Below are 23,850 nucleotides of genomic sequence, written 5' to 3'. Positions count from 1 at the left end.
GAGGTGACGTTCAGCACCACGTCGTCGGCGGCGACGCCGGGCGTTTCCCGCATGGTGTGCAGGAAGTTGACGACGCCGCGGTGCGGCACCTGCACGCCCTTGGGCTTGCCGGTGGAACCCGAGGTGTAAATGACATACGCGATGTGCTCGCCCTCTACCGGATACTTTGGATTGCCGCCGGCATGTTGGGCCGCCATCGGCCAGTCGCGGTCCATGCAAAACAGTTGGGCGGAACAGGCCGGCAAGCCCTTGAGCAGGCTGTCCTGAGTGAGCAATACGCGCGGATGCGCGTGCTCCAGCATATACGCCAGCCGGGCGCTCGGATAGGCCGGGTCCAGCGGCACGTAGGCGCCGCCGGCCTTCAGGATGCCCAGCAGCGCGACCACCAGGTCGAGCGAACGCTCCAGGCACACGCCGACCAGGGTTTCCGTCGTGACGCCGATATCGCGCAAATGGCCGGCCAGTTGATTGGCGCGCCCATTCAGTTCGGCGTAGCTGAGTTCCACCCCGTCGAACGCCACGGCCACACGGTCCGGCGTGCGCGCCGCTTGGGCTTCGACCATGCCGTGCAGCGTATCCTGGGGATAGGCGCGAGCAGTGTCGTTCCAGTCCAGCAGCAACTGGCGCCGCTCGGCGTCCGGCAGCAGCGGCAGGTCCGCCACGCGCATGCCCGGCTCGGCTACCACCGCTTCCAGCAGGCGCGTCAAATGGCCTGCCATCCTTTCTATCGTCGCCGCGTCGAACAGGTCGGTGCTGTACTTCAATACGCCGACCAGGGCGTCGCCCGCGTCGGCCATCTCCAGCGTCAAGTCGAATTGCCCCTCTTGCTGCATCAACTCGTACGGTTCGAGCGAAAGGTTTTTCCATTCCAGCCGCTTGCTGCCTTGCGCGCTGGACATGAGGCCGATGAATTCGTCCGACTGCTGCGATTTCTGCAGCATGAACGCGGCTTGAAACAGCGGGTTGCGGCTGCCGTCCCGCTCCAGCTGCAACTGTTCGACCAGCAAGGAAAACGGATAGTCCTGATGCGCCAACGCGCCCAATACCCGCTCGCGCGCCTGTACCAGCAATTGTTTGAACGTCAGCGCGGCGGACAGGTCCGCGCTCAACACCACCGGATTGACAAAATAGCCAACCACACCGGTGAGGTCGTTCTCCATGCGCCCGGCCATGGGCGAGCCGACCAGGATTCTTTCTTGGTGCGAATAGCGATACAGCAGCACCTGGTAAGCCGCCAGCAACAGGGTGTACAGCGTCACGCCTTCGGCCTTGGCCAGCGCCTTGACGCCTTGCGTCAATTGCGGCGCCAGGCGGAAAGTCCAGGAGGCGCCGCGATACGACAATTGCGCCGGACGCGCATGGTCGACAGGCAGCGACAACGCCGGCAGTTCGCCGGCCAGTTGCCGCTGCCAGTAGGCGCGCAGCGCCGCGCCGCGCGGGCCGGCCAGCATGTCTTGCTGGCGCCGCACGTGGTCGGTGTAGTTCAGTTTCAACGGCGCGAAGCCGGCGCTTTCGCCCGCGTCCAATTCATACAGCGTGCGCCACTCGTCCAGCAGCATCCACAGCGACCAGCCGTCGCCGATGATGTGGTGGGCCGATAGCAGTAGCACGCAGTCGCGTTCGTCGAGTTGGAACAGATAGGCGCGCAGCAGCGGACCGGCCTCCAGGTTGAAAGGGCGGCGGTAGGCGCCGACGACTTGCTGGTGCAATTGCTGCACGTCCCAACCGGCGGCGTCGATCTGCTCCAGCGAGAATTCCTTATGCCCATGCACCACCTGCACCGGCTCGCCGTCCTTCAGCGAAAACGTGGTGCGCAGGGCGGCGTGACGCCCGATCAGCGTCTGAAACGCCTGCCGCAGTTTTTCCACATCCAAGCTCGAGCGTATCCGGACGGCGAAGGCGATGTTGTAGGCCGCGCTATCGGGCACCATCGTGTGCAAGAACCACAAGGCCTGCTGCCCGTGCGAAAGCGGATACGCCGTCATCGCCGCCTGCGCAAGCTTGCGCTTCAACAGGGCGCGCTTTTGCTCGGCGACGGAGGCGGCGGTATGGGCTGTTTCAGGGTGCATCAGGCATTTCCTTCGGAGAGTTCGATCGAGGCCAACAGCGCGTCCACCTCGGCGTCGGATAACTGGTCGATATTGGCCAACATGTGCGCGGCCTGTACGCTGTCGAGCGCGGCGGCGGCAGCGCTTGCCGGCGGCGCGGGCTGGCTTGCCACGACTTGATCGCGTTCAATTTCCTCGCGCAACACGCTGGCGATCTCGGTAATATTCGCGCCTTCGAGAAACTTGACGATCGGCAGCGCTACTTGTAATTCGCTCTCGATCCGGTTCTTGATTTCGAGTGCCATCAAGGAATCGATGCCCAACGTATTGATCGGCCGCGCCGCTTCGATATCATGCGCGGCAATGCCCAGGCTTTTCGCCAGGTGCGCGCCCAGATGCCTTTGCAAGCAGTGCTGCCGCTCCTGCGCCGACATCGCCAACAACTCCCCGCGCGACAAGACCGAGACGGGCTTGCCGGTCGAGGTAGCGCCGGTCTGCTCCGCCGCCAACAGGGCCGCGAAAAACGGCATGTTGCCGATCTGTGGATAGGTCTCGCACACCTGGCGCCAGTTCGTCGCCATCACCGCCACCTGCGGCAACGCATGCCGCAGTAGCTTTTCGAGCATGGCGAAGCCCTGCTCGGGCGTCATGCTTTCAAACCCGCGCAGCGCGAATATTTCCGCCGCGCCGGCGTGGCGCGCCACCAGGCCAACTTGCGACCAGCCGCCCCAATTGATGCTCAGGGCCGGCAAGCCAAGCGCACGCCGCTGATACGCCAGCCCGTCCAGAAACGCATTGGCCGCGACATAATTCCCCTGTCCCGGCGTACCGAACAACGATGCCACCGAGGAAAACATCACAAAGAAATCCAGCGGCAAGCCCAGGGTCAGGCTGTGCAGGTTCCAGGCGCCGCCCGCCTTGGGCGCCATGACCGACTGGAAGCGCCCGGCGTCGAGGTTTTGCAGCAAACCGGGATCGACCACCGCGGCGGCATGGACAACACCGCGCAGCGGCGGCATCGTCTGCGCGATCCGCGCCAGCACGCCGGCCAGTTGTGCCGGGTCGGCAACGTCGACACTGGCGACATGCACCCGCGCGCCAGCCGCTTCCAGCACCTTGATCGCCGCGGCCGCCGCGTCGGACGGCGCGCTTCGTCCCAGCAGCACCAGATTGCGCGCGCCACGCAGGCACAACCATTGCGCAATCCCGAGGCCGATGCCGCCCAGGCCACCGGTCACTAGATAACTGGCGTCGGCCCGCAACGCGAGCGTTTCATCTTCGCGCCCATTGACGGCCGGCGGCAAGTGCTTGCCGCGCAACGGCGCGCCGGCCTCCAGGGACAAGCGGCGCAGCCGGGGTTCATAGCGGCCGTGGCGGCGCAACGCCACCTGCAGCGCCTTGCCCTGCACCGCGCGCAATTCTTCCAGCAATTCGGCGACGTCGTCCAGGCCGGCGTCGGCGGCCACATCGACCAGCGAGCAGGCCAGTTCGGGGTGTTCGAATGCGATGACTTTCCCCAGGCCCCATACCGCGGCCTGCGGCGGCGCCACCGTTTCGCCTTGCAACGCCTGGCCCTGGCGCGTCAGCACGCTCAAATTCACGCGCTGCGAGGTCTGCCCGGCCGCCAGGGCCTGCAGCAATTGCAGCAGGCTCAGGCAACCGGATTCGCAGGGGCCATGCCACCAATCGGCCGCGCCGGCTTCGGCGGATGCCGGTAGCAAGCTCCAGAAATGCAGGATATTCATGGCCCGTCCACCAGCGTCGTCGAGCAGCTGCGGCAGCAACAGCGCGTAGTGGTCGGGCGCCAGCGGGTCGATGTCGAAACAGTGCGCATCGGTACGCCGAAACTCGGCGCCGGCAAGGACCAGGCTGCAGCTTTCGCCGCGGCCGCGCAGCGCACGCGCAATCTCCGGCCCCAGCAAGTGGTCGCCGCACACCACCCAATGCGTTGGGGGCAGCCCTTGGGAAGCGCCATCGGCGTGCTCGCGCGAGACCGCGTCCCATTGCACGTCATACAGACAGGCATCGGCGTTTTGGTAGGCCAATGCCTTGCCGAAGCCGACCCGCTCCAACGCCAGGCCATGCACCTCGACCAGCACGCGGCCGGCCTGGTCGAGGATCTGCACGTCGCCCTCCACCCGCCTCATGTCCGGCGTGACGGCCGAGCGCAGCAAGGCGCGGCTCCACAATGCGGCGCCGGCGGGCGGCAGCGCGTAGACGGTCAAACTGCCTACGCCGACCGGCAAGAACAGGTCATTTTTCTGCAGTGCGCTTTCATTCTGGTGCAATTGCCCGGCCAATACCTGGAGGCAGGCGTCGAGCAGGGCCGGATGCAGCAGATAGGCGTCGTTCACCTGGGCGGCCGGCAATTGCACCGCGCCAACCGTTTCCCTGTCGCGCAGCCACAAGCTGTTCACGCCCTGAAAGGCCGGGCCGTACGCCACCCCTTTGTGGGTCAGCACCTTGTAGTGCTCGCCGCTGGAAATCGTCTGCGGATAATCCAGCGCCAGCGTCGCGGCGGAAAAATCCGATACCGGCGCCGCCGCATCCTGGGCGCGGCACAGCTCTATGCTCGCATGCAAAGTCCAAGCGGCGTCGTCGGCGCAAACTTGGGGCCGGCTGAAAAACTGGATAGCGGCGCTTTGTTCCGGCCCGGCAGTAAGGATCAATTGCAGCGTTCTGGCGTCCCGCTCGGGCAGGAACAGCGCCTTGCGGATGACCAGGTTTTGCAGCACGCAATTGTTGCAGCCGAATACCTGCTGGCCCGCCGCCAGCGCCATTTCAAGGTAGGCGGTGGTCGGCAGGATGATCGCGCCCTGGACCTTGTGGTCGGCGAAAAACGGAAACGCCGCGACATCGACGGCAATTTCCCAAAATCGCACGCCGGGGTTGGCGGCAAATTGCCGGCTCTGCTTGAGCAGCGCATGGCCGCCCGGCGCCAACGGCGGCGCGGCTGGCGCGGCGGCGGCGGCGGCCGGTACCCAAAATGCCTTGCGCTGCCATGGATAGGTCGGCAACGCGACAAAGGGCTGCGGCGCCGGATAGACCCGATCCCATTGCAGCGGATAACCCTGGGCATACAGGGCGCCCAAGGCGCCGAACAAGTGCATCTGCTCGTCGGCGTTGCGGCGCAGCACCGGCAGCGTGGCGCCTTCGCGCTTGGCATGGCGCAGGCATTGCGATATCGCGTAGGACAACACCGGCGGATACGGCGCGATCTCAATAAAGGTGTCGCACGCGGCGTCGATCAATGCGCCGACGGCATCGGCGAACAGCACCGCGTCGCGGATGTTGCGCGCCCAGTAAGCGGCGTCCATGTCGCGTCCGTCGATCATCTTGCCCAGCACCGACGACGCCAGCGGCAGCGTCGCCGATGTCGGCGCGATGCCCGCCAGCGCGCGCGTCAGCGCGTCCACATCGATACTCTGATCGTGGCCGGCGCCCGGGGTGTCGAGGATGTTGCAGAACACCTGCCGCGCCTTCAAGGACGCGACCAGTTTCGCCACGGACGCGGCATTGCCCGACAGGACCACCGAGGTCGGGCTGTTGTTGACGGCAATGGCGACGTCCGCCGCTTCCGCGTCGAGGATGGCTTGCACTTCCAGGCGCGGCATTTCGACGGTGGCCATGGCGCCACGCCCGGCCGCGGCCGCCGCGCCGTCCCGCAGGCAGCGGCTGCGCAAGAAAATAATCCGGGTCGCGTCGGCCAGGCTAAGCGCGCCGGCCACATGGGCCGCCGCCACTTCGCCGAAACTGTGGCCGACAATGGCCGCCGGCTGCACCCCTTTGGCGCGCCACAACGCGGCCAGCGCCACCTGGTAGGCGAATTGGCAGGGATGGTAGACGTCGAGCTGTTGCGGATCGAGCGCCCCGCCCTGCTCGCCACACAAGCGTGCCAGCAAAGGCCAATCCGCGTATTCCTGAAACAACTGTGCGCATTGGTTGAGGACGTCGAAAAAGACCGGCTCGCTGTCCAGGAAATCGCGGCTCAGGCTCCAAGCCTGGCCGCGATGGCCGGAGAAGACAAAGGCCAGTTTCGGCTGTCCGCCGGGCTGCCGAGGCAAATAGGACACGCCCGCCAGCATCTCGCCGGCAAGGAAGGCGCGCAAGCGCTCCACCAGTTCATCGCGGTCGGCAAACACGATGCCCAAGCGGCACGCGTGGTGGTCGCGGCGCAGCGCCGCACTGTGGCATAGCGCGTCCAGGTTCAGCGCATCCGCAGGCTGCTCCAGCAAATCCAGGTAAGCGCGGACCAGCTCGTGCAAGGCCTCCGGCGTGCGCGCCGACAGCGGCAACAGTTTCACCGTGCGCGGCGCCGGCGCGGGCCGCGCAACGCCAAGCGCCGGCGCCTGTTCCAGCACGACGTGGGCGTTGGTGCCGCCGAAGCCGAAAGCGCTGACTCCGGCAAGGTGCGGCCCGCCCTGGTCGCGCCAGGCGGCCTCGGTTCGCTGCACGCGCAAACCCAATCGATCGAAAGGGATGTAGGGATTCGGTACCGCGCTGTGCAGGCTGGCCGGTATCCGGCCATGCTTTAATGCCAGCGCGACCTTGATCAGCGAGGCGATCCCGGCGGCCGCTTCGGTATGCCCGATATTCGATTTCACCGACCCGATCGCACAAGTGCGGCCGGCCGGCAATACCTGGCCGAGCGCATGCGCCTCGATAGGATCGCCCAGCAGGGTGCCGGTGCCGTGCGCCTCGACGTACTGGAGTTGGTCCAGCGGACGCCGGGCGCGCTGGAAGGCGGCGCGGATGACCGCCTCCTGCGCCGCCTGGTTCGGCGCGCTGATGCCATTGCTTAAACCGTCGTGGTTGACCGCGCTGCCCGGGATCAGCGCGTAGATCTGGTCGGCATCGGCCAGCGCCCGCGACAAGGGCTTCAGCACGACGATGCCCACGCCTTCGCTGCGCACCATGCCGTTGGCCTGGGCGCCGAACGCCATGCAGCGCCCGTCCGGGCTGGTGCCGCCGGCGGCGGAAAAACTGATGGTCACATCGGGCTTGAGGATCAGGTTGACGCCGCCGGCCAGCGCCAGCGTCGATTCGCCGCTCCACAAGCTCTGGCACGCCAGGTGCACCGACACCAGGGAGGAGGAACAGGCGGTGTCGACCGCCAGGCTGGGCCCCTTCAAGTCGAAGACATAGGAAATCCGGTTGGCCGCGATACTGAACGCGTTGCCGGTCGCCCAGCGCGGATCGATGGCGCCGCCGGAGCCGGACAGCAGCGCGCTATAGTCGTTGTTGCAGATACCGATAAATACGCCGGTGCGCGACGCCTTGAGTCCGGCGGCGGGCATGCCGGCGTCCTCCAGCGCCTCGTAGGCGGTTTCCAGCAACAGCCGCTGCTGCGGGTCCATCGTCACCGCTTCGCGCGGCGAGATGCCAAAGAAGTTTTCATCGAAGCGGTCGATGTTTTCCAGGAAGCCGCCCCAGCGCGTATTCATTTTGCCCGGCACCGATGGCGCCGCGTCATAGAAGGCGTCGACCGGCCAGCGCTCCGGCGGAACTTGCGTAATCGCGTCGGTCTGCTCGCGCAGCAGAGTCCAGAACGCCGCGGCACCGGCGGCGCCGGGGAAACGGCAGCCGATGCCGACGATCGCAATCGGCTCGGCGGCGCCGGCGCCAGGCGGCGGCAGCGGCGCCGGCGCCGGCGCCCGCGCTGCCGCGTCAAGGCTGTTGGCCAGCAGGTCGATGGTCGGGCAGTCGTACAGCAGGGTCGGCGCAAGGCGTCGTCCCAGGTGCTGCTCCAGTTCGCCCGACAAGCGCACGGCGGTCAGCGAGTCGATGCCGTATTCGGCGAACGGTTTGTGAATATCGATCTCCGCGGCGGCGCGCTTGGCATACTCGCCCACGCGCGCTTTCAGCCAGTCGCGCACGGCCTGCGCCGCCGCCGTTGCCACTGGCGCAGCCGGCGCCGGCGCCGCCGCCGTACCGTCGCGCCAGGCGTGCAGCACATCGAGCGTGCCGTCCAGCAATGCTTCCTTGCAAGCACGGCGGCGTATCTTCCCGCTCGATGTTTTGGGAATGCCGCCGGGTTTCAACAGGTAGAGCGCATGCGGCCAAATTTCGTGCTGAAGAAAAACGCTGTCGCGCACCGCCGCGCACAAGGCCTCGACATCGAGCCGACGCACATGCTGCCGTTCCACTTCAACCACCAGCACCAGTTGCTCTTCGCCGTCGCGCTCCTGCGAAAAGGCGGCGCCGCAGCCATGCCGTAGCGCCGGGTGGGATTGCTCCATGGTCTGTTCGATATCGTGCGGATAATAGTTGCGCCCGCGCAGAATGATCAAGTCCTTCAGGCGGCCGGTAATGAAGAGTTCTTTGTCTTGTACAAAACCAAGATCGCCGGTGCGCAGGAAAGGCCTGTCGCCGCCGGCCAGGCGGGCGCCGAAGGTTTCCAGCGTCTGCGCCGGCCGGTTCCAATAGCCTTGCGCGACGCTCTCGCTGGCGACCCATATCTCGCCGACGCGGTCTGGCGCGCAGACACTGAAGGTCTGCGGATCGACGATCAGGACCGTTTCTTCGTCCGCGATCTGGCCACAGCCGACGCTGACGCGCACGCCGTCGCCGCCGCCCGCCACGGCGCCGACCCGGTCCTGCAACAGCAGCGAGGCGTCCAGGCCAATACTGACCGGACGCTCGCCGCGGCGCCCCGACGCCACCAGAATCGTCGCCTCGGCCAGTCCGTAGCAGGGGAAAAATGCGCTGCGGCGAAAGCCGCTGGGCGCAAAAGCGGCGGCAAAACGCTCCAGGGTGTCCAGACGTACCGGCTCGGCGCCGTTGAAGGCGACGTTCCAACGGCCAAGATCGAGGCCCGCGCGCTCTACCGCCGTGGTCTTGCTGACGCACAACTCATAGGCGAAATTCGGGCCGCCGCTGGTGCTCGCCCGGTAACGCGAAATGGCCCGCAGCCAGCGTATCGGCTGTTGCAGGAAATGCACCGGCGACATGAACACCAGCGTCGCGCCGACATACAGCGGTTCCAGCGTATTCGATATCAAGCCCATGTCGTGAAACATCGGCAACCAGCCGACCACCAGCATGTCGGGCTGTCCGCAACTCTGTTTGATGCGCTCCAAATTGGCCATCAGGTTGCGGTGGCTGACCATCACGCCCTTGGGCGTACTGGTCGAGCCGGAGGTGTATTGCAGGAAGGCCGTGGCGGACGGCTGCCGCGGCACGCCGGGGAAATCGCCTGCCGCCTCGGCCGGCACATCGTCCGTGGTCAGGCAGCGCATGCCGTGCAGCGGCGAGGCTGGCTGCGTCGACAGCGGCAACTCGTCGACGACGGCGCGGGTCGTCAGGAACAGGCGCGCGCCGCAATCCTTGATGACGCTCGCCAGGCGCTCGTCGGGGCGGTTGCGGCGCGGCGGATACAAGGGCACCGCGATCGCGCCCGCGTACAGCACGCCGAAAAGCGCCTCGATGAAATCCAGCCCGGACGGATACAGCAGCGCGACGGGCTGTCTGCCGGTGTCGAGCGCAATCAGGCGCGCCGCGATGGCGCGGGCTTTTTTATCCAGTTCGCCATAGCTGAGGCGAATTTCTTGCGTTTCGCCGTCGGCCAGGAAGATGTAGGCGGTCTGGTCGGCCTGATGCTCGGCGCGCCAGGCCAATACATCCAGCAGGGTGGCAAAATCCGCTCCGGCGGCGTCGACGTGCATACTCGTGGGCTTCATTTGTATCGCTTCCTCAAGCTGTTTCCAAAGAATTTTTGGTGCTACTGTCGGGCTTGGGAATGGACGCATCCGTCAAGAGGTCGAGGTTTCCGTTCAAGAAGCCGTCCTTGCAGGCGCCGCGGCGGATTTTTCCGCTCGATGTCTTGGGAATGCCGCCCGGCTTCAGCACGCACACCACATGCGGGCGCAATTCATGGTGCAGGAACACATTGCGTTGAACCGCCATCGTCAATTCGTCCAGATCGAGCGCACGCACATATTTCCGATCCACTTCCAACGCCACGAGCAGGCGCTCCTCACCCTCGACCTCAACCGAAAATGCCGCGCAGCAGCTTTCACGCACCGCCGGATGGGCTTCCTCGATGCTGCGTTCGATGTCTTGCGGGTAGTAATTCGCGCCGCGGATAATGATCAAATCCTTGAGGCGCCCGGTGATGAACAACTCATTGCCATGAATGAAGCCCAGGTCGCCCGTGCGCAAGAAGGTGGCGTCACTGCCGGCCAGTCGCGCGTGGTATTTTTCCCGGGTTTCCGCGGGCCGGTTCCAATAGCCCTGGGTCACACTGTCGCCGGCCACCCAGATCTCGCCGACGCGATCCGGCGCGCAGGCCGACAGGGTTTGCGGATCCACGATGGCGATTTTTTCGGCATCGGCAATCTGCCCGCAACCGACGTTGTTGCTGACCTTCCCGGCATCGTCGGCGGCGACGCGGACCCGGTCCTGCAACAGCGCCGCACTGTCCAGCCTCAGGCTGACCGGCCGTTGGCCGCGGTCGCCCGCGGCCAACAGCAAGGTCGCCTCGGCCATGCCATAGCACGGCAAGAAGGCGCCGCGGCGAAAACCGTGGGGCGCGAAGGCCGCCGCAAAGCGGTCGAGGGTTTCCAGCCGGACCGGTTCGGCACCATTGAAGGCGACCTCCCAGCTGCTCAAGTCCAGGCCCGCGCGTTGCTCGGGCGTCGATCTGCGGACACAAAAATCATAGGCGAAATTCGGCCCGCCGCTGGTCGTCGCCCGATGCCGCGAGATGGTGCGCAGCCAGCGCATCGGATTTTGCAGGAAATGCACCGGCGACATGAACACCAGTTGGCCGCCGACGTACAGCGGTTGCAGCGTGTTGCCGACCAGCCCCATGTCGTGGAACAATGGCAGCCAGCCGATCATTTTCAGTTTTTCCGTGTGGCCAAAACTCTGCCTGATCAGTTCCAGGTTGGCCATCAGGTTGCGGTGGCTGACCATGACGCCCTTGGGGCTACTGGTCGACCCGGAGGTGTACTGAAGGAAGGCGGTGTGCGAGGGATGCGGCAATGTTTGCGCCGGCTGCGCCAGCGCCGCGCACGCCGCGGTATCGGTATCGGTGGCGATGCCGCGCAGCGCGGCCAGCGCCGGCGTTTGCGCCACATAGCGCGCCATCTCGCCGAGGATATCGGCGGTCGTCATCAGGTAGCGCGCGTCCGAATCGGCGATGACGGCGGCCAACCGTTGGTCGGGCCGGTTGCGGTGCGGCGGGTACAAGGGCACCGCGATGGCGCCGGCATACAAGGCGCCGAAGAAAGCCACGATGAATTCGAGGCCGGCCGGATACAGCAGCAGGACCGCTTGCGCCCCTACCCCCTGTGCGGCCAGTTGCGCCGCGATCGCCTTGGCGCGCCGGTCGAGTTGGCCAAAGGTGATCGACACGGCGTCGTCCTCGCCGTCGACGAGAAAGGTATACGCCACCTGCTGCGATTGGTGCAGCGCGCGCCATTTCAACAGTTCGACCAAGGTAGGGAAATTTCTTCCGTCCACGTGTTGCTGTGCATTCTCAAGCGTCATCTTGTTTCCCCAATGTTTTTAACATCCACCGTCACGGCTCCCGCACGCCAGGCTACAGATCGTTGACTTTGAAAATCGGAAAATAACTTGAGATCTTTCCCTCCGCGTACTGTTGCGCCAGTTCGGGAATGTCGTCCCACGACCAGGGCGCGTCGGTGCACGGCACCATCCAGTCATGTTCTTCCGCGTAAAGCAGGGCCTCGTGGGTATTGCGCGAGCCGTGCGTGTAAACATGGATATGCCGGTTGATGCACTCGTTGGCACGATTGACCTGCAGCTCCGATCCTTCCTTCCAGCCGCAGGTGGTGATCACCCCTTGGCGCGCGAGCGACTTTTGCGTCGCGCGGAACACCGGCCCGCCGATGTTGTCGATAAAGATGGACACGCCGGCGCCACCGGTGTGTTCTTTGACGAGATCCAGGAAAATCCCCTCCGAGCGCACGTAACGCTTGCGGTAGTCGAGGTCTTCCTTGAATTTTTTTTCGTCGAACATCAGGTCCGGGAATTGCCGCCGGTCGATCGCGGTCAAGCCCAGGCTCCGGCACAGCGCCAAACGCCGGTCGTCGGACGCGACCATGGCCACGCGGCAGCCCTGGGACTTCGCCAGCATCAGTTGGGCCAGCGAGACGCCGCCGCCCCACGCCCACACATGCGGCGACTTCGCCTCTGTTTCATCGACTTGCAGACGCAAGGCGCCATACGCGACTTTCCAGTTATCCCACGCGGTGGCGTAACGGATGGGAAAGCTGGCCCACTGCTGGAGCGAACGTTTGGAATTGCGTGGAAGCGGATAAACCTGGCTGGCGTGGAGCTTCATTTGCTTGGCGAGCACGCCCATCGTGCCGGGCGCGTCGTAGGCGAGGATCTTGACTGGATAGCCGAACGCATCCCATAGATCGACGCTGACCAGGACGCACAGGTCGCCCTCCTTGACGTTGTCGACCGCCGCGCCGACCCGCAGGATCCGCACGACGCCGGCGTTGCCAAGCACCACGCGCGGTTCGCCCCGCTGGCGGCAGATGTCGAGCGGCCAACGGCTGATGGCATGCGCCATGTTGCCTTCCCAGCAGCCATAAATCGGCTCGGCAAGCACTTCCTGCTCGGTGATCGGCTTGAATGAAAAAATTTCACGCGTCAGCACGCCCGGCTCCGGAATACCCGAACCGGCACGCAGCACCCAAGCTTCTGTATCAATCATGGAATCTTTAACCCATCTCAAGAAAAGACCGCCGCGCGTCTACACCCCGACGTATCGGAGTGCAACTCAGCCCAGCAGGGGGATTTCGTTAATGTCGACTAACAGATGGAAGGCTGGACGGCATGCGTCCGCGCTTCGGCAAGCCCGGCAAGTCCAGCACGCCGAGCTTAGCGGCTCGCCTCGGCTTCCTCGATCGCAGCAAGGGTGGCGACCCCGCCGGCGGTGTGTGGAGTGGCAGCCATGTGCTTTCTGAGCGAGAGGGGACGCATGTCCAGCCACACCTCATTGATATATTCCAGGCAGGATTCGCGTACTCCGCGCTTGCCAGCGAGATGCCAACCCAAGGGGATGGCCTTGTCAGCCGGCCATATTGAATACTGCCCTTCGTCGTTCACCACGACTTCATACACGAGTCCAGCGGAGGCGTTTTCAGATAACATGGGGAAACCCTTGCATGATTAAAAGTAGATATTTACAAATAAACCAATGAATGCCAGCTCAGACAACTCTTTGCGGACCTGGCGCGCGCCGGCTCGGGATAAACGGGTAGCGAAAAACGTTCTACGCGCTTAATTGATATATCCGCTAGATTTCCCAATTATAATAGTTGTATTTATGCAAACAATGATTCTACGCTATTTTATTGACAAGATTCTATCAAAATGTAACAAAATTATAACTATCTAACCCGGCGGCGCGGACGCGGATACGCTTGTTGGTATCCTTTTTCCGCCGCCGACACCGCGCCGTCGGTAGGCGGGGGAAGGCCTGCACCGGAGCCGGATTCACCACAGGGGCGACGATTTGACGTATCCTCGCTTCATTCTTCCACCGAACAGGATCGAGCATGGGCAATCGCCTTTCTAAAATCGCCACCCGCACCGGCGACAACGGCAGCACCGGCTTGGGCGACGGCAGCCGCACCAGCAAGGACAGCGTGCGCGTGCACGCAATGGGCGACGTCGACGAGTTGAACTCCCACATCGGCCTGCTGCTGTGCGAAACCATGCCGGAGCCGCTGCGCGACGAACTGGTGGGTATCCAGCACGACCTGTTCGACCTCGGCGGCGAAATCTGCATCCCCGGCTACCAGTTAATTACCGAAGTGCACGTGGGCCGCCTCGACGATCTGCTGGAAAAATACAACGCCGACTTGCCGGCGCTGACCGAGTTCATCCTGCCGGCCGGCTCGCGGGCGGCGTCGATCGCGCACATCTGCCGCACCATCTGCCGCCGCGCCGAGCGCAGCATCGTCGCGCTGGGCAACGCCGAAACCATTCACGACCACCCGCGCCAATACGTCAACCGCCTGTCCGACCTGCTGTTCGTGCTCTCGCGCGTACTCAACCGCTTCGGCGGCGGCGGCGACGTCCTGTGGCAGCACGAACGCAAGCGCGGATAAGCACCGCACGGGGCTATCGGGCCGGGTGCACACCAAGGGGAATACGATGACTATATTCAATCCAAACCGGCGCGCCGCCGCCTCGTTCGACACGCCGGCGCCGCCGCGCCGCCGGTTTCTGCAAACCGGCGGCATGGCGCTGGCCAGCGCCATGGGCGGCAAGGCGATGGCGGCCGTTCCGCCGTCCAACGCGCCGGAACGCACCCTGCGCCTGTACAACACCCACACCGGCGAGCAATCGAACACCGTCTACTGGGCCGACGGCATCTACCAGCCGGACGGGTTGAGCGAAGTCAGCCGCCTGCTGCGCGACCACCGCTCCAACCAGGTCGGCGACATGAACAAGGGCCTGCTGGACCTGCTGTTCCTGCTCTCGTCCGCGCTCGACACGCAGGAACGCTTCCAGGTCATTTCCGGCTACCGTTCGCCGGCCACCAACGCCATGCTGCAAAAGAAAAACAAACACAGCGGCGTCGCCACCCGCAGCCTGCACATGGACGGCCTGGCGATTGACGTCCGCGTGCCGGGCCGCGACTTGGCCGACGTGCGCCGCGCCGCCATCGCGCTGCAAGGCGGCGGCGTCGGCTACTATCCCGAATCGGACTTCGTCCACGTCGACATCGGCAGGGTACGCACCTGGTAAAGGCGCCGCACCTGCAAATAATACGAGTGAAAATGATACAAGCAATGAATTTACGCGGTTGGCGCGGTCGCGGCGCCGGGGTGGTACTCAGCGCCTTCCTGCTGGCCAACGCCGGCAACGCGCACGCCGAGGGCGGCGCGGCCTGGTTTGTCGACGGCCGTCCCAGCGCCGAGGCCGGCGAGGCGCTGGCGATTTTGCAATCGGCCCCGGCCGACGGCCTCAATCCCGACGATTACCAGGTCGACATGCTGGCGCGCGCCTTGGGCGCCGCGGCGCCATTGACGGGCGCGGAACAGGCCAGCCTGGCGCGGACGCTGAGCGCGGCCATGGAACGCTACGTCTCCGACTTGCATTTCGGCAGGATCAATCCGCGCGACGTCCACGCCGCGTTCGCCTTGCCGCCCAAGCAACTGGACCCGGCCAGCTATGTCGCCGACGCCGTCGCCACGCACACGCTGCCGGCCGCGGTGCGGGCCGCGGCGCCGCAACTGCCGCTGTACGCGGGCTTGCGCCAGGCGCTGCAACAATACCGCGCGCTGGGCGCGCACCCGGCCTTGCAACAACCCCTGCCCGCCCCCGCCGGCGGCAAATTGGCACCCGGCCAAGCCTACGCCGGCGCCGCCGACCTGGCGCGGCGGCTGAGCGCACTGGGCGACTTGCCGGCGGACGCGAAAGGCGGCGCGCAGTACCGCGACGCCCTGGTCGACGGCGTCAAAGCCTTCCAACTGCGCCACGGCCTGGCCGCCGACGGCGTCGTCGGCAAGGGCACCCTGGTGCAGCTCAACACCTCGCCGGCGGCGCGCATCCGGCAAATCGAACTGACGCTGGAACGCCTGCGCTGGACCCCGCTGCTGCTGGGCGAACGGATGATCGTCGTCAACGTGCCGGAGTTCGTGCTGCGCGCCTACGAGGTGAAGGATGGCGGCGCGCAACTGCGCATGAACGTCATCGTTGGCAAGGCGCTCGACACGCGCACGCCGCTGTTCGTCAAAGACATGCTCAACATTGAATTTAGCCCGTACTGGAATATTCCGCCGTCGATCGCTAAGGCGGAAACCGTGCCGCGGCTGCGCCGCGACCCGGCCCACTTCAGCAAGCAGGGCCTGGAATTCGTCAGCGCCGCCGGCACCACCGTGCCACAATTGTCGGCGGCCAACCTGGATGCCGTGATGCGCGGCGAATTGCGCATCCGCCAGCGGCCGGGGCCGATGAACGCGCTGGGCGACATCAAGTTCATCTTCCCCAACAGCGACAACATCTATCTGCACCACACGCCGGCGGTGCCGCTGTTCAAACGCGACCGGCGCGACCTGAGCCATGGTTGCATCCGCGTCGAAGATCCGGTCGCGCTGGCGAAATTCGTGCTGCAGGACCAAGCCGAATGGACCGAGCAGCGCATCCGCGACGCGATGGGCAGCGGCAAGTCCCACACAATACGGCTACAGCGCCCGCTGCCGGTGGTGATCGCCTACGGCACCGTGATCGCCAAGAACGATGGCAAGGTGTATTTCTTCAACGATATCTACGGCAACGACAAGTTGCTCGATACCGCCTTGAAGTCAAAAGAAAGCGCAAGGCGCAGCCCGCCAAAAGCGTCGTAGGGCGGAAGTTGTTGCTACGCCGATTTGATCGCCGGCGCCCTGATCCGATAGGAAAAAAATAGACGCCGGTGGCCGCGAGGCCACCGGCGTTCGGCGCTCGGCGTTTAGTGCGCCGTCAGCGTCCCCGCGCGCTGCTCCATGAAGTGCAGGCCGCTGTGCGGGCACAATTCCAGCCAAGCCAGGTCGACATGGTCGAGACAGTCTTGCTTGCATCCAGTAACACCAATATCCGTCCAGCCATCGGGGATGGCCTTGCGCTCCGGCCAGATGGCGTACTGCTCTTCCTGGTCCATCAAAACCCGGAAGACAACCTCTTGATGGGTAAGTAACATATTTGGGCTCTTAATGTAAAAAAACATGGTTCGAGTTCAAAAAACAACCTTCATGCCCGTGGCCGAAACAGCGTTTTTCGAATTTATTTATGGCAATATCATATACGTTCTGGCCGCCTCAATATACGCGAATACACACATTTCCGATGCATAAACCACGCTCTCCGGCAGAGGTCGGAAATCCTGTATAAAGCTTGCCACAGCGCTGTTTCTTTGGCATGATTAGGCGCATGAACACGCCAAATTCTTCCGTCTCGAACCGCCCCCGCAGCGCCGCCACCGGCCCTGGCGCAGCGGCGTTCGGCGGTCGTGCCTGCGCGCGCGTGTCCTTCATCCGCGTTTCCGCCGTCTCCATTATTCGAATTATTCAGGGTCGCTGAGCTACGGCGTCGCCGGTGCTCGGCGCCCCGAGCAGCGACGCGTCGTCGACGCCTTCCCTCGTCTATTCTATGGAGAAACACCAATGCTTACTTGCGCGCCAAGCCCGGCCGAACTCGCCTATCCCAGCCTTGAACAAATCCGCCGCACCGCCGACCGCCTGAGCGGACAAATCCTCCACACGCCGGTCTGGCGCTGGCAAACCGGCATCGTCGAAGAGGCCTTGAGCCCCGCCAGCGAGGTGTGGCTCAAGCTGGAACTGTTCCAAAAAACCGGCACCTTCAAATTGCGCGGCGCGCTCAACTGCATCGCCGCGCTCGACCCGGCGGCGCTGCGCCGCGGCGTGGTCGCCGTCAGCGCCGGCAACCACGCCATCGCCGCGTCCTACGCCGCCAAACTGGCCGGCTGCGGCATCAAGGTGGTGCTGCCGCAACACGCGCTGCCGGCCCGCATCGCCGCTTGCAAAGATCTCGGCGCCGACGTGATATTGATGCCCGACATGCACCAGGCGTTCGCGCTCGGCCAGCGCATCGAGCGCGACGAGGGCCGCACCATGCTGCACCCGTACGACGGCGCGCTGACGGCGCAGGGCACCGCCACCGTCGGCCTGGAGTTGATGGAGCAAGTGCCCGGACTGGACGCGGTGGTGGTGCCGGTGGGCGGCGGCGGCCTGTGCGGCGGCATCGCCGCCGCCGTCAAACAGCTCAACCCGCACTGCGCGGTGTACGGCGTGGAACCGTTCGGCGCCGACGCGCTGTACCGCAGCTTCCAGTCGGGCCGGCCGGAAACGCTGGAGCGGGTCGACAGCGTCGCCGACAGCCTGTGCGCGCCGTACTCGATGGCCTACAGTTTCGGCGTGTGCCGCCGCTTCGTCGACGAGGTGGTGCGGGTCGGCGACGACGCGATCTGCGCCGCCATGCTGCACCTGTTCCGCGACGCCAAGCTGGTGGCCGAGCCGGCCGCCGCGGTCGCCACCGCCGCGCTGCTGGGGCCGCTGCGCGAGAAGCTCGACGGCAAGCGCGTCGCCCTCATCGTCTGCGGCTCGAACATCGACTCGGCGCGCTTCGCCGAACTGCTATGCCGCGGCGCGCGCGCCCGGGCGGCGTAGCAAAACCAAGGATGTAACCGTGGTGTCAGAGCTTCAGGTCCGACCCCGGCTCTGCGCCGCTGGTGGACTTTTTTTGCATTGCCGACGCGCGCTTTCAATACCGGCGCCAAATAAAAAACGACGCAACGGCGTCGTTTTTATTGCCAACCCACAAACGCTTGTCAGCCGTTGTTGACCACCAGCCGCGGCTCGCCGCCGGCGAAGCGCTGCTTGATCGACGCGCAGATGCCGGCGCCGTCCAGGCCGACGCTTTTCAGCAGCAAGGCGGTGTCGCCGTGGTCGATGAACTTGTCCGGCAGGCCCAGCATCAGCAGCGGCTTGACGATGCCCTCGGCGGCCATCGCCTCGGCCACCGCCGCGCCGGCGCCGCCCATGACGCAACCCTCTTCCACCGTCACCAGGTAGTCGTGCTCGCGCGCCAGCTGGCGCAGCAGTTCGACGTCGAGCGGCTTGACGAAGCGCATGTTTGCCACCGTCGCGTCGAGCTGCTCGGCTGCGGCCAGGCTAGGCGCGACCATCGTGCCGAACGCCAGGATGGCGATCTTGGCGCCCTGGCGCTTGATTTCGCCCTTGCCCAGCGGGATCGTGGTGAATTCCTTGTGGATCGCCGCGCCAACGCCGGCGCCGCGCGGGTAGCGGACCGCCGCCGGGCCGTTGTACTGGTAGCCGGTGGTGAGCATCTGGCGGCACTCGTTTTCGTCCGCCGCGGCCATGACGACCATGTTCGGGATGCAGCGCAGATAGGCGATGTCGTAATTGCCGGCGTGGGTCGCGCCGTCGGCGCCGACCAGCCCGGCGCGGTCGAGCGCGAACGTGACGTCGAGGTTTTGCAGCGCCACGTCGTGGATCAGCTGGTCGTAGGCGCGTTGCAAAAAGGTCGAGTAGATCGCCACCACCGGCTTCATGCCCTCGCAGGCCAGGCCGGCGGCAAACGTCACCGCGTGCTGCTCGGCGATGCCGACGTCGAAGTAGCGGTCGGGGAACTGCTCCTCGAACTTGACCATGCCCGAGCCTTCGCGCATCGCCGGCGTGATGCCGACCAGGCGCGGGTCCTTCGCCGCCATGTCGCACAGCCAGTTGCCGAACACTTCGGTGTAGGTGATCTTGCCGGCGGCGGCGGGCTTGAGGCCCTCGGCCGGGTTGAATTTCGGCGTGCCGTGGTACAGCCCCGGCTCGGCCTCGGCCAGCTTGTAGCCCTGGCCCTTCTTGGTGACCACGTGCAGGAACTGCGGACCCTTCAGCTGCTTCAGGTTTTGCAGCGTCGGAATCAGCGAGTCGAGGTCGTGGCCGTCGATCGGGCCGATGTAGTTGAAGCCGAATTCCTCGAACATCGTGGCCGGCATCACCATGCCCTTGGCGTGCTCCTCCAGGCGCTTGGCCAGTTCCCGCATCGGGCCGGGCAGCACCGACTTGCCGACGTTCTTGGCGGCCGCGTAGAACTGGCCCGACATCAGCCGCGCCAGGTAGCGGTTCAGCGCGCCCACCGGCGGCGAGATCGACATGTCGTTGTCGTTCAGGATCACCAGCAGCTTGATGTCTTCCTGCACGCCGGCGTTGTTGAGCGCCTCGAAGGCCATGCCGGCCGTCATCGAGCCGTCGCCGATGACGGCGATGGCGTGGCGCGGGTCGCCCTTGATCTTGGCCGCCTGCGCCATGCCCAGCGCGGCCGAGATCGACGTCGACGAGTGCGCCGTGCCGAAGGTGTCGTATTCGCTTTCGCTGCGGCGCGGGAAGCCGGAGATGCCGTCCAGCTGGCGCAGCGTGTGCATCTGCTCGCGCCGTCCGGTCAGGATCTTGTGCGAATAGGTCTGGTGGCCGACGTCCCAGACGATGCGGTCGTGCGGCGTGTTGAACACGTAGTGCAGCGCCACCGTCAGCTCGACCGTGCCCAGGTTCGACGACAGGTGGCCGCCGGTCTTCGAGACCGAGTCGAGCAGGTAGTGGCGCAGTTCGTTGGCCAGCGGCGTCAGCTGCGAGCGCGCCAGCTTGCGCACGGCCGCCGGTTCATTGATGGTTTCTAACAGTTTCATTTATGCCTTCCGCTGCACGATGAGGTCGGCCAGCTCGCGCAAGCGCAACGCCGCGTCGCCGAACGGCGCGAGCGCCGCGTGGGCCTCGTGCCGTAGTTGTTCTGCCAAGACCCTGGATGGCTCCAGGCCCAAAATGGATACGTAGGTCGGTTTGTTGGCCGCCGCGTCCTTGCCGGCGGTCTTGCCCAGCGTGGCCGAATCGGCGGTGGCGTCGAGCACGTCGTCGACCACCTGGAAGGCCAGCCCGATCGCCCGCGCGTAGGCGTTCAGCGCGACCAGCTCGGCGGCCGTCAAGTCCTTGCCGCACAGCGCGCCCAGCACCACCGCCGCGCGCAACAGGGCGCCGGTTTTCAACTGGTGCATCTGTTCGAGCTGCGCCAGGGTCAAGCTCAGGCCGACGCTGTCGAGGTCGATCGCCTGGCCGCCGCACATGCCGGCAGTGCCCGACGCCTGCGCCAGCAACGCCAGCATCGCCACCTGGCGCGCCGGCGGCAGGCCGCCGGCCTCGGCCAGCACGGCAAACGCCTGCGACTGCAGCGCGTCGCCGACCAGCAGCGCGGTGGCGTCGTCGTAGGCGACGTGCACGGTCGACTTGCCGCGCCGCAGCGCGTCGTCGTCCATGCACGGCATGTCGTCGTGCACCAGCGAGTAGACGTGGACCATCTCGACCGCCGCCGCCGCCCGCGCCAGGGCCGCCGCGCCGGCGCCGAACAGCGCGCCGGCCGCGTACACCAGCAGCGGGCGCACGCGCTTGCCGCCGCCCAGCGCCGCGTAGCGCATGGCGTCGTGCAATTTGTGCGGCACCGCGCCTGCGCCCGGCAGCAATTCGTCCAGGCTGCGTTCAACGCCCGCCTGCACCGTCTTCATCCAATCGTCGAAACCCGCCGCGGCCGTCACGACGCCGCCTCGTCGCCGTTAGCGTCGGAGAAAGGTTTCAGCATATCGCCTTCCAGCACCTTGACCTGCGCGTCGACCTTATCGAGTTGCGCGGCACAATATTTGACCAGTTCCGAGCCGCGCTGGTAGGCCGCGACCGACGCTTCCAGCGGCAACTGGCCCGCCTCCATTTGCGTCACCAGTTGCGCCAACTCGGCCATCGCTTCTTCAAACGAGGCCGGCGCGCCGGTTACGGGTAGTATTTTCTTTGACATAAGCACTCAGATAATTTCTCGGCACAGGGGGCGACGGTGGTGGAACCGCGCAGTGTAGAACGTTATTTTAGAACAAACTACTCTAATCAGTGAAAACTTCGCCGCCGCCACGCGCGCGCCGGCCGAGGCGGACCCGGCCGAAAGTGGCAATAAGCCTGGATTTTATCGCATTCGCCCGCATCTGCGCCCCCGATTGGCGCGCGCGCGGCCGGCTTTTTTGCGCAAAGCCGCGGCAACGTGGCCGCTTTGACAAAGCAAGCGCCGATACGCGGTATAATCGCCGGTTCTGTCCGAAATACCGTTTCAAAAACATTGAATTCAGGTCTTTGCGGATTCTTTCTCTCTCTGGCTGTTGCACATATGAAGGGGGGTTGGGATGTCCGATCTGGCAACTCACGCCAAGCTGGCGCCGTCAAACGCGCAACTTCCGGTCCACGTCTATTTTGACGAAGCGCTACTGCGGCGCGAAACGCAGCAATTGTTCCAAGCCGGCCCGCGCTACGTCGGGCACGAGCTGATGGTGCCGAACGTCGGCGATTTCGCCACCCTCGCTTCCGAGCACGAGGGTCGCATGCTGGTGCGCAACGCCAACGGCGTCGAGGTGCTGTCGAACGTCTGCCGCCACCGCCAGGCGCTGATGTTCAACGGCCGCGGCAACGCCAACAACATCGTCTGCCCGCTGCACCGCTGGACCTACGACTTGAAGGGCGAACTGATCGGCGCGCCGCACTTCGCCGAAACGCCGTGCCTGAACCTGTCGAAGACGCCCTTGCAAAATTGGAACGGCCTGCTGTTCGAGCAAAACGGCTACCACGTCATGGACAAGCTCAAGCAACTGTCGGTGGCGCCGGACCTGGATTTCTCGACCTACATGTTCGACCACGTCGAAGTGCACGAGTGCAACTACAACTGGAAAACCTTCATTGAAGTCTATCTGGAGGATTACCACGTCGAGCCCTTCCACCCGGGCCTGGGCAGCTTCGTCAGTTGCGACGACCTGCGCTGGGAATTCGGCGGCGACTACAGCGTGCAGACCGTCGGCGTGCACAAGGGCTTGCTCAAGTCCGGCTCGCCGGTCTACCAGCGCTGGCAGGAGCAGGTGCTGAAGTTCCGCGGCGGCACGCCGCCGCCGTATGGCGCGATCTGGCTGACGCTGTACCCGAACATCATGGTCGAATGGTATCCGCACGTGCTGATCGTCTCGACGCTGTGGCCGGACGGCCCGCAAAAGACGCGCAACGTCGTCGAGTTCTATTACCCCGAGGAAATCGTGCTGTTCGAGCGCGAATTCATCGAAGCCGAGCGCGCCGCCTACATGGAAACCTGCGTCGAAGACGACGAGATCGCGCTGCGCATGGACGCCGGGCGCCGGGTCTTGATGCGCCGCGGCGTCAGCGAGGCCGGACCGTACCAGTCGCCGATGGAAGACGGCATGCAGCATTTCCATGAGTGGTACCGCAGCATGATCGATTTGTAAGCGCCGCGCACCGCCGCCCCACCCCGCCCCGCCCCGCCCCGCCCCTAAGGATCACATGCAATCGTTGTGGATGCTGTTTGCCAGCTTTATGTTCGCCATCATGGGCGTGTGTGTGAAACTGGCGTCGAGCCTGTACTCGACGTCGGAAATCGTCATGTACCGCGGCATGGTCGGCATGACGGTGATGTGCTGCATGATCCTGTACCAGGGCGGCAGCTTCAAAACGCGCTTCGTCGGCGGCCACCTGTGGCGCGGCATCGTCGGCGTGGTCGCGCTGTGGCTGTGGTTTTACGCCATCGCCATCCTGCCGCTGGCCACCGCGATGACGCTCAACTACATGGCGCCGATCTGGATGGCCCTGATCCTGCTGTGCGCCGGCTGGTGGCACGCCAGGAACCACGTCGAGTGGCCGCTGATGGCCGCCATCGCGATGAGCTTTGTCGGCGTCACGCTGCTGCTGCAACCGGTGTTCGAATCGCAGCAACTGTCCGGCGCGCTCACCGCGCTGGTGTCGGGCATGCTGTCGGCGCTGGCCTACCTGCAGGTGCGCAAGCTGGGCCTGCAGGGCGAACCCGAATACCGCGTGGTCTTCTACTTCTCCATCGTCAACTTCCTCGCCGGCCTGTTCGGCAACATCGCCAGCGCCGGCCTGGGGCCGGTGACCTGGCACGCCCACACCACCGCGCAGGGCGGCTTGCTGCTGCTGGGCATCGGCCTGTGCGCGACGATGGCGCAAATGGCGATGACGCGCGCCTACCGCCTCGGCAAGACGCTGGTGGTGGCCAACCTGCAATACACCGGCATCGTCTTCTCCAGCGCCTGGGGCGTGCTGATCTTCGGCGACGTCTTCGACTGGCACGGCTGGGCCGGCATCGGCGTGATACTCTGCTCCGGCATCGCCGCGACCTATTACAATACCCGCAACACCGAACGCGGCGCCGCGATAGCCCGCACCGATCCCATCGCAAGCGAAGTTTAAGGAGACTGCCG

The 23,850-nt window shown here is 65.1% G+C and carries 15 protein-coding genes; 6 read left to right on the top strand and 9 right to left on the bottom strand.

The genetic code is table 11. The features are described 5' to 3' along the window. The 5 genes from ACFDR9_RS11850 to ACFDR9_RS11830 all read right to left on the bottom strand — a co-directional run. A partial coding sequence (locus tag ACFDR9_RS11850; protein WP_409031123.1) for a non-ribosomal peptide synthetase occupies positions 1 to 2,069 on the bottom strand: 2,069 nt, incomplete at its 3' end. After that, on the bottom strand, positions 2,069 to 9,727 hold the full coding sequence (locus ACFDR9_RS11845) for an SDR family NAD(P)-dependent oxidoreductase (protein WP_409031122.1): 7,659 nt from the start codon (positions 9,725 to 9,727) through the stop codon (positions 2,069 to 2,071). The genes ACFDR9_RS11850 and ACFDR9_RS11845, both read right to left, overlap by 1 nt. A 13-nt stretch (positions 9,728 to 9,740) precedes the next feature. Beyond that, positions 9,741 to 11,540 (bottom strand): fatty acyl-AMP ligase, encoded by a 1,800-nt coding sequence (locus ACFDR9_RS11840; RefSeq protein WP_409031121.1) that lies wholly within the window; start codon positions 11,538 to 11,540, stop codon positions 9,741 to 9,743. A 52-nt stretch (positions 11,541 to 11,592) separates the two neighbouring features. Next, positions 11,593 to 12,738, bottom strand: coding sequence for a zinc-binding dehydrogenase (locus tag ACFDR9_RS11835; RefSeq protein WP_026133507.1), 1,146 nt, complete (start codon positions 12,736 to 12,738; stop codon positions 11,593 to 11,595). Positions 12,739 to 12,905: 167 nt separating this feature from the next. Continuing rightward, complete coding sequence (locus tag ACFDR9_RS11830) at positions 12,906 to 13,178, bottom strand: MbtH family protein (protein WP_409031120.1); 273 nt, start codon at positions 13,176 to 13,178, stop codon at positions 12,906 to 12,908. 407 nt (positions 13,179 to 13,585) lie between these two features. Here ACFDR9_RS11830 and ACFDR9_RS11825 point away from each other — a divergent pair, with 407 nt between their 5' ends. From ACFDR9_RS11825 to ACFDR9_RS11815, 3 genes are read left to right on the top strand one after another with little or no spacing between them, the layout of a single operon-like run. Beyond that, positions 13,586 to 14,140 (top strand): cob(I)yrinic acid a,c-diamide adenosyltransferase, encoded by a 555-nt coding sequence (locus tag ACFDR9_RS11825; protein WP_017879301.1) that lies wholly within the window; start codon positions 13,586 to 13,588, stop codon positions 14,138 to 14,140. A 46-nt stretch (positions 14,141 to 14,186) separates the two neighbouring features. After that, positions 14,187 to 14,783, top strand: a complete 597-nt coding sequence (locus ACFDR9_RS11820) for a DUF882 domain-containing protein (protein WP_017879302.1) — start codon at positions 14,187 to 14,189, stop codon at positions 14,781 to 14,783. 44 nt (positions 14,784 to 14,827) lie between these two features. Then, positions 14,828 to 16,384, top strand: a complete 1,557-nt coding sequence (locus ACFDR9_RS11815; protein ID WP_409031119.1) for a murein L,D-transpeptidase — start codon at positions 14,828 to 14,830, stop codon at positions 16,382 to 16,384. 104 nt (positions 16,385 to 16,488) lie between these two features. Here the strand turns inward: ACFDR9_RS11815 and ACFDR9_RS11810 are convergent, their stop codons facing one another. Beyond that, entirely contained in the window at positions 16,489 to 16,716 is a 228-nt protein-coding gene (locus ACFDR9_RS11810) for an MbtH family NRPS accessory protein (protein ID WP_026133511.1), read from the bottom strand. 463 nt (positions 16,717 to 17,179) lie between these two features. Between ACFDR9_RS11810 and ACFDR9_RS11805 the strand changes: the two genes are divergently transcribed. Beyond that, positions 17,180 to 18,202 carry a threonine/serine dehydratase gene (locus ACFDR9_RS11805; protein WP_409031118.1) on the top strand — a complete coding sequence of 341 codons (1,023 nt, stop codon included), beginning with the start codon at positions 17,180 to 17,182 and terminating at the stop codon, positions 18,200 to 18,202. A 161-nt stretch (positions 18,203 to 18,363) separates the two neighbouring features. Here ACFDR9_RS11805 and dxs read toward each other — a convergent pair whose 3' ends face one another. Genes dxs through ACFDR9_RS11790 form a run of 3 tightly spaced genes read right to left on the bottom strand, consistent with a single transcriptional unit; the run spans position 18,364 to position 21,383 of the window. Further along, a complete protein-coding gene (dxs, locus tag ACFDR9_RS11800; RefSeq protein WP_409031117.1) occupies positions 18,364 to 20,232 on the bottom strand; it encodes a 1-deoxy-D-xylulose-5-phosphate synthase in 1,869 nt (622 codons plus the stop codon). Beyond that, on the bottom strand, positions 20,233 to 21,099 hold the full coding sequence (locus ACFDR9_RS11795; protein WP_409031124.1) for a polyprenyl synthetase family protein: 867 nt from the start codon (positions 21,097 to 21,099) through the stop codon (positions 20,233 to 20,235). A 26-nt stretch (positions 21,100 to 21,125) separates the two neighbouring features. Further along, the gene (locus ACFDR9_RS11790; protein ID WP_017879308.1) at positions 21,126 to 21,383 is read right to left on the bottom strand and encodes an exodeoxyribonuclease VII small subunit; all 258 of its coding nucleotides are present in this window, start codon (positions 21,381 to 21,383) and stop codon (positions 21,126 to 21,128) included. 376 nt (positions 21,384 to 21,759) lie between these two features. Between ACFDR9_RS11790 and ACFDR9_RS11785 the strand changes: the two genes are divergently transcribed. Together ACFDR9_RS11785 and ACFDR9_RS11780 are read left to right on the top strand one after the other, a co-directional pair. Continuing rightward, a complete protein-coding gene (locus tag ACFDR9_RS11785) occupies positions 21,760 to 22,860 on the top strand; it encodes an aromatic ring-hydroxylating oxygenase subunit alpha (protein ID WP_409031116.1) in 1,101 nt (366 codons plus the stop codon). A 55-nt stretch (positions 22,861 to 22,915) separates the two neighbouring features. Then, entirely contained in the window at positions 22,916 to 23,839 is a 924-nt protein-coding gene (locus ACFDR9_RS11780; RefSeq protein WP_409031115.1) for a DMT family transporter, read from the top strand. Positions 23,840 to 23,850 lie beyond the last annotated feature (11 nt).

Source organism: Janthinobacterium sp. CG_23.3 (genome assembly GCF_046115965.1).
Classification (GTDB): domain Bacteria; phylum Pseudomonadota; class Gammaproteobacteria; order Burkholderiales; family Burkholderiaceae_D; genus Janthinobacterium.
This window is presented reverse-complemented; position numbering and strand designations above follow the sequence as displayed.

What these genes read in the sequence shown, in the direction of transcription:
- ACFDR9_RS11825 (WP_017879301.1), top strand. Translation starts at nt 13,586, where the DNA reads ATGGGCAATCGCCTTTCTAAAATCGCCACCCGCACCGGCGACAACGGC.
- ACFDR9_RS11785 (WP_409031116.1), top strand. Translation starts at nt 21,760, where the DNA reads ATGTCCGATCTGGCAACTCACGCCAAGCTGGCGCCGTCAAACGCGCAA.
- ACFDR9_RS11780 (WP_409031115.1), top strand. Translation starts at nt 22,916, where the DNA reads ATGCAATCGTTGTGGATGCTGTTTGCCAGCTTTATGTTCGCCATCATG.
- ACFDR9_RS11795 (WP_409031124.1), bottom strand. Translation starts at nt 21,099, where the DNA reads ATGAAGACGGTGCAGGCGGGCGTTGAACGCAGCCTGGACGAATTGCTG.
- dxs (WP_409031117.1), bottom strand. Translation starts at nt 20,232, where the DNA reads ATGAAACTGTTAGAAACCATCAATGAACCGGCGGCCGTGCGCAAGCTG.
- ACFDR9_RS11845 (WP_409031122.1), bottom strand. Translation starts at nt 9,727, where the DNA reads ATGAAGCCCACGAGTATGCACGTCGACGCCGCCGGAGCGGATTTTGCC.
- ACFDR9_RS11830 (WP_409031120.1), bottom strand. Translation starts at nt 13,178, where the DNA reads ATGTTATCTGAAAACGCCTCCGCTGGACTCGTGTATGAAGTCGTGGTG.
- ACFDR9_RS11790 (WP_017879308.1), bottom strand. Translation starts at nt 21,383, where the DNA reads ATGTCAAAGAAAATACTACCCGTAACCGGCGCGCCGGCCTCGTTTGAA.
- ACFDR9_RS11810 (WP_026133511.1), bottom strand. Translation starts at nt 16,716, where the DNA reads ATGTTACTTACCCATCAAGAGGTTGTCTTCCGGGTTTTGATGGACCAG.
- ACFDR9_RS11805 (WP_409031118.1), top strand. Translation starts at nt 17,180, where the DNA reads ATGCTTACTTGCGCGCCAAGCCCGGCCGAACTCGCCTATCCCAGCCTT.
- ACFDR9_RS11840 (WP_409031121.1), bottom strand. Translation starts at nt 11,540, where the DNA reads ATGACGCTTGAGAATGCACAGCAACACGTGGACGGAAGAAATTTCCCT.
- ACFDR9_RS11815 (WP_409031119.1), top strand. Translation starts at nt 14,828, where the DNA reads ATGAATTTACGCGGTTGGCGCGGTCGCGGCGCCGGGGTGGTACTCAGC.
- ACFDR9_RS11820 (WP_017879302.1), top strand. Translation starts at nt 14,187, where the DNA reads ATGACTATATTCAATCCAAACCGGCGCGCCGCCGCCTCGTTCGACACG.
- ACFDR9_RS11835 (WP_026133507.1), bottom strand. Translation starts at nt 12,738, where the DNA reads ATGATTGATACAGAAGCTTGGGTGCTGCGTGCCGGTTCGGGTATTCCG.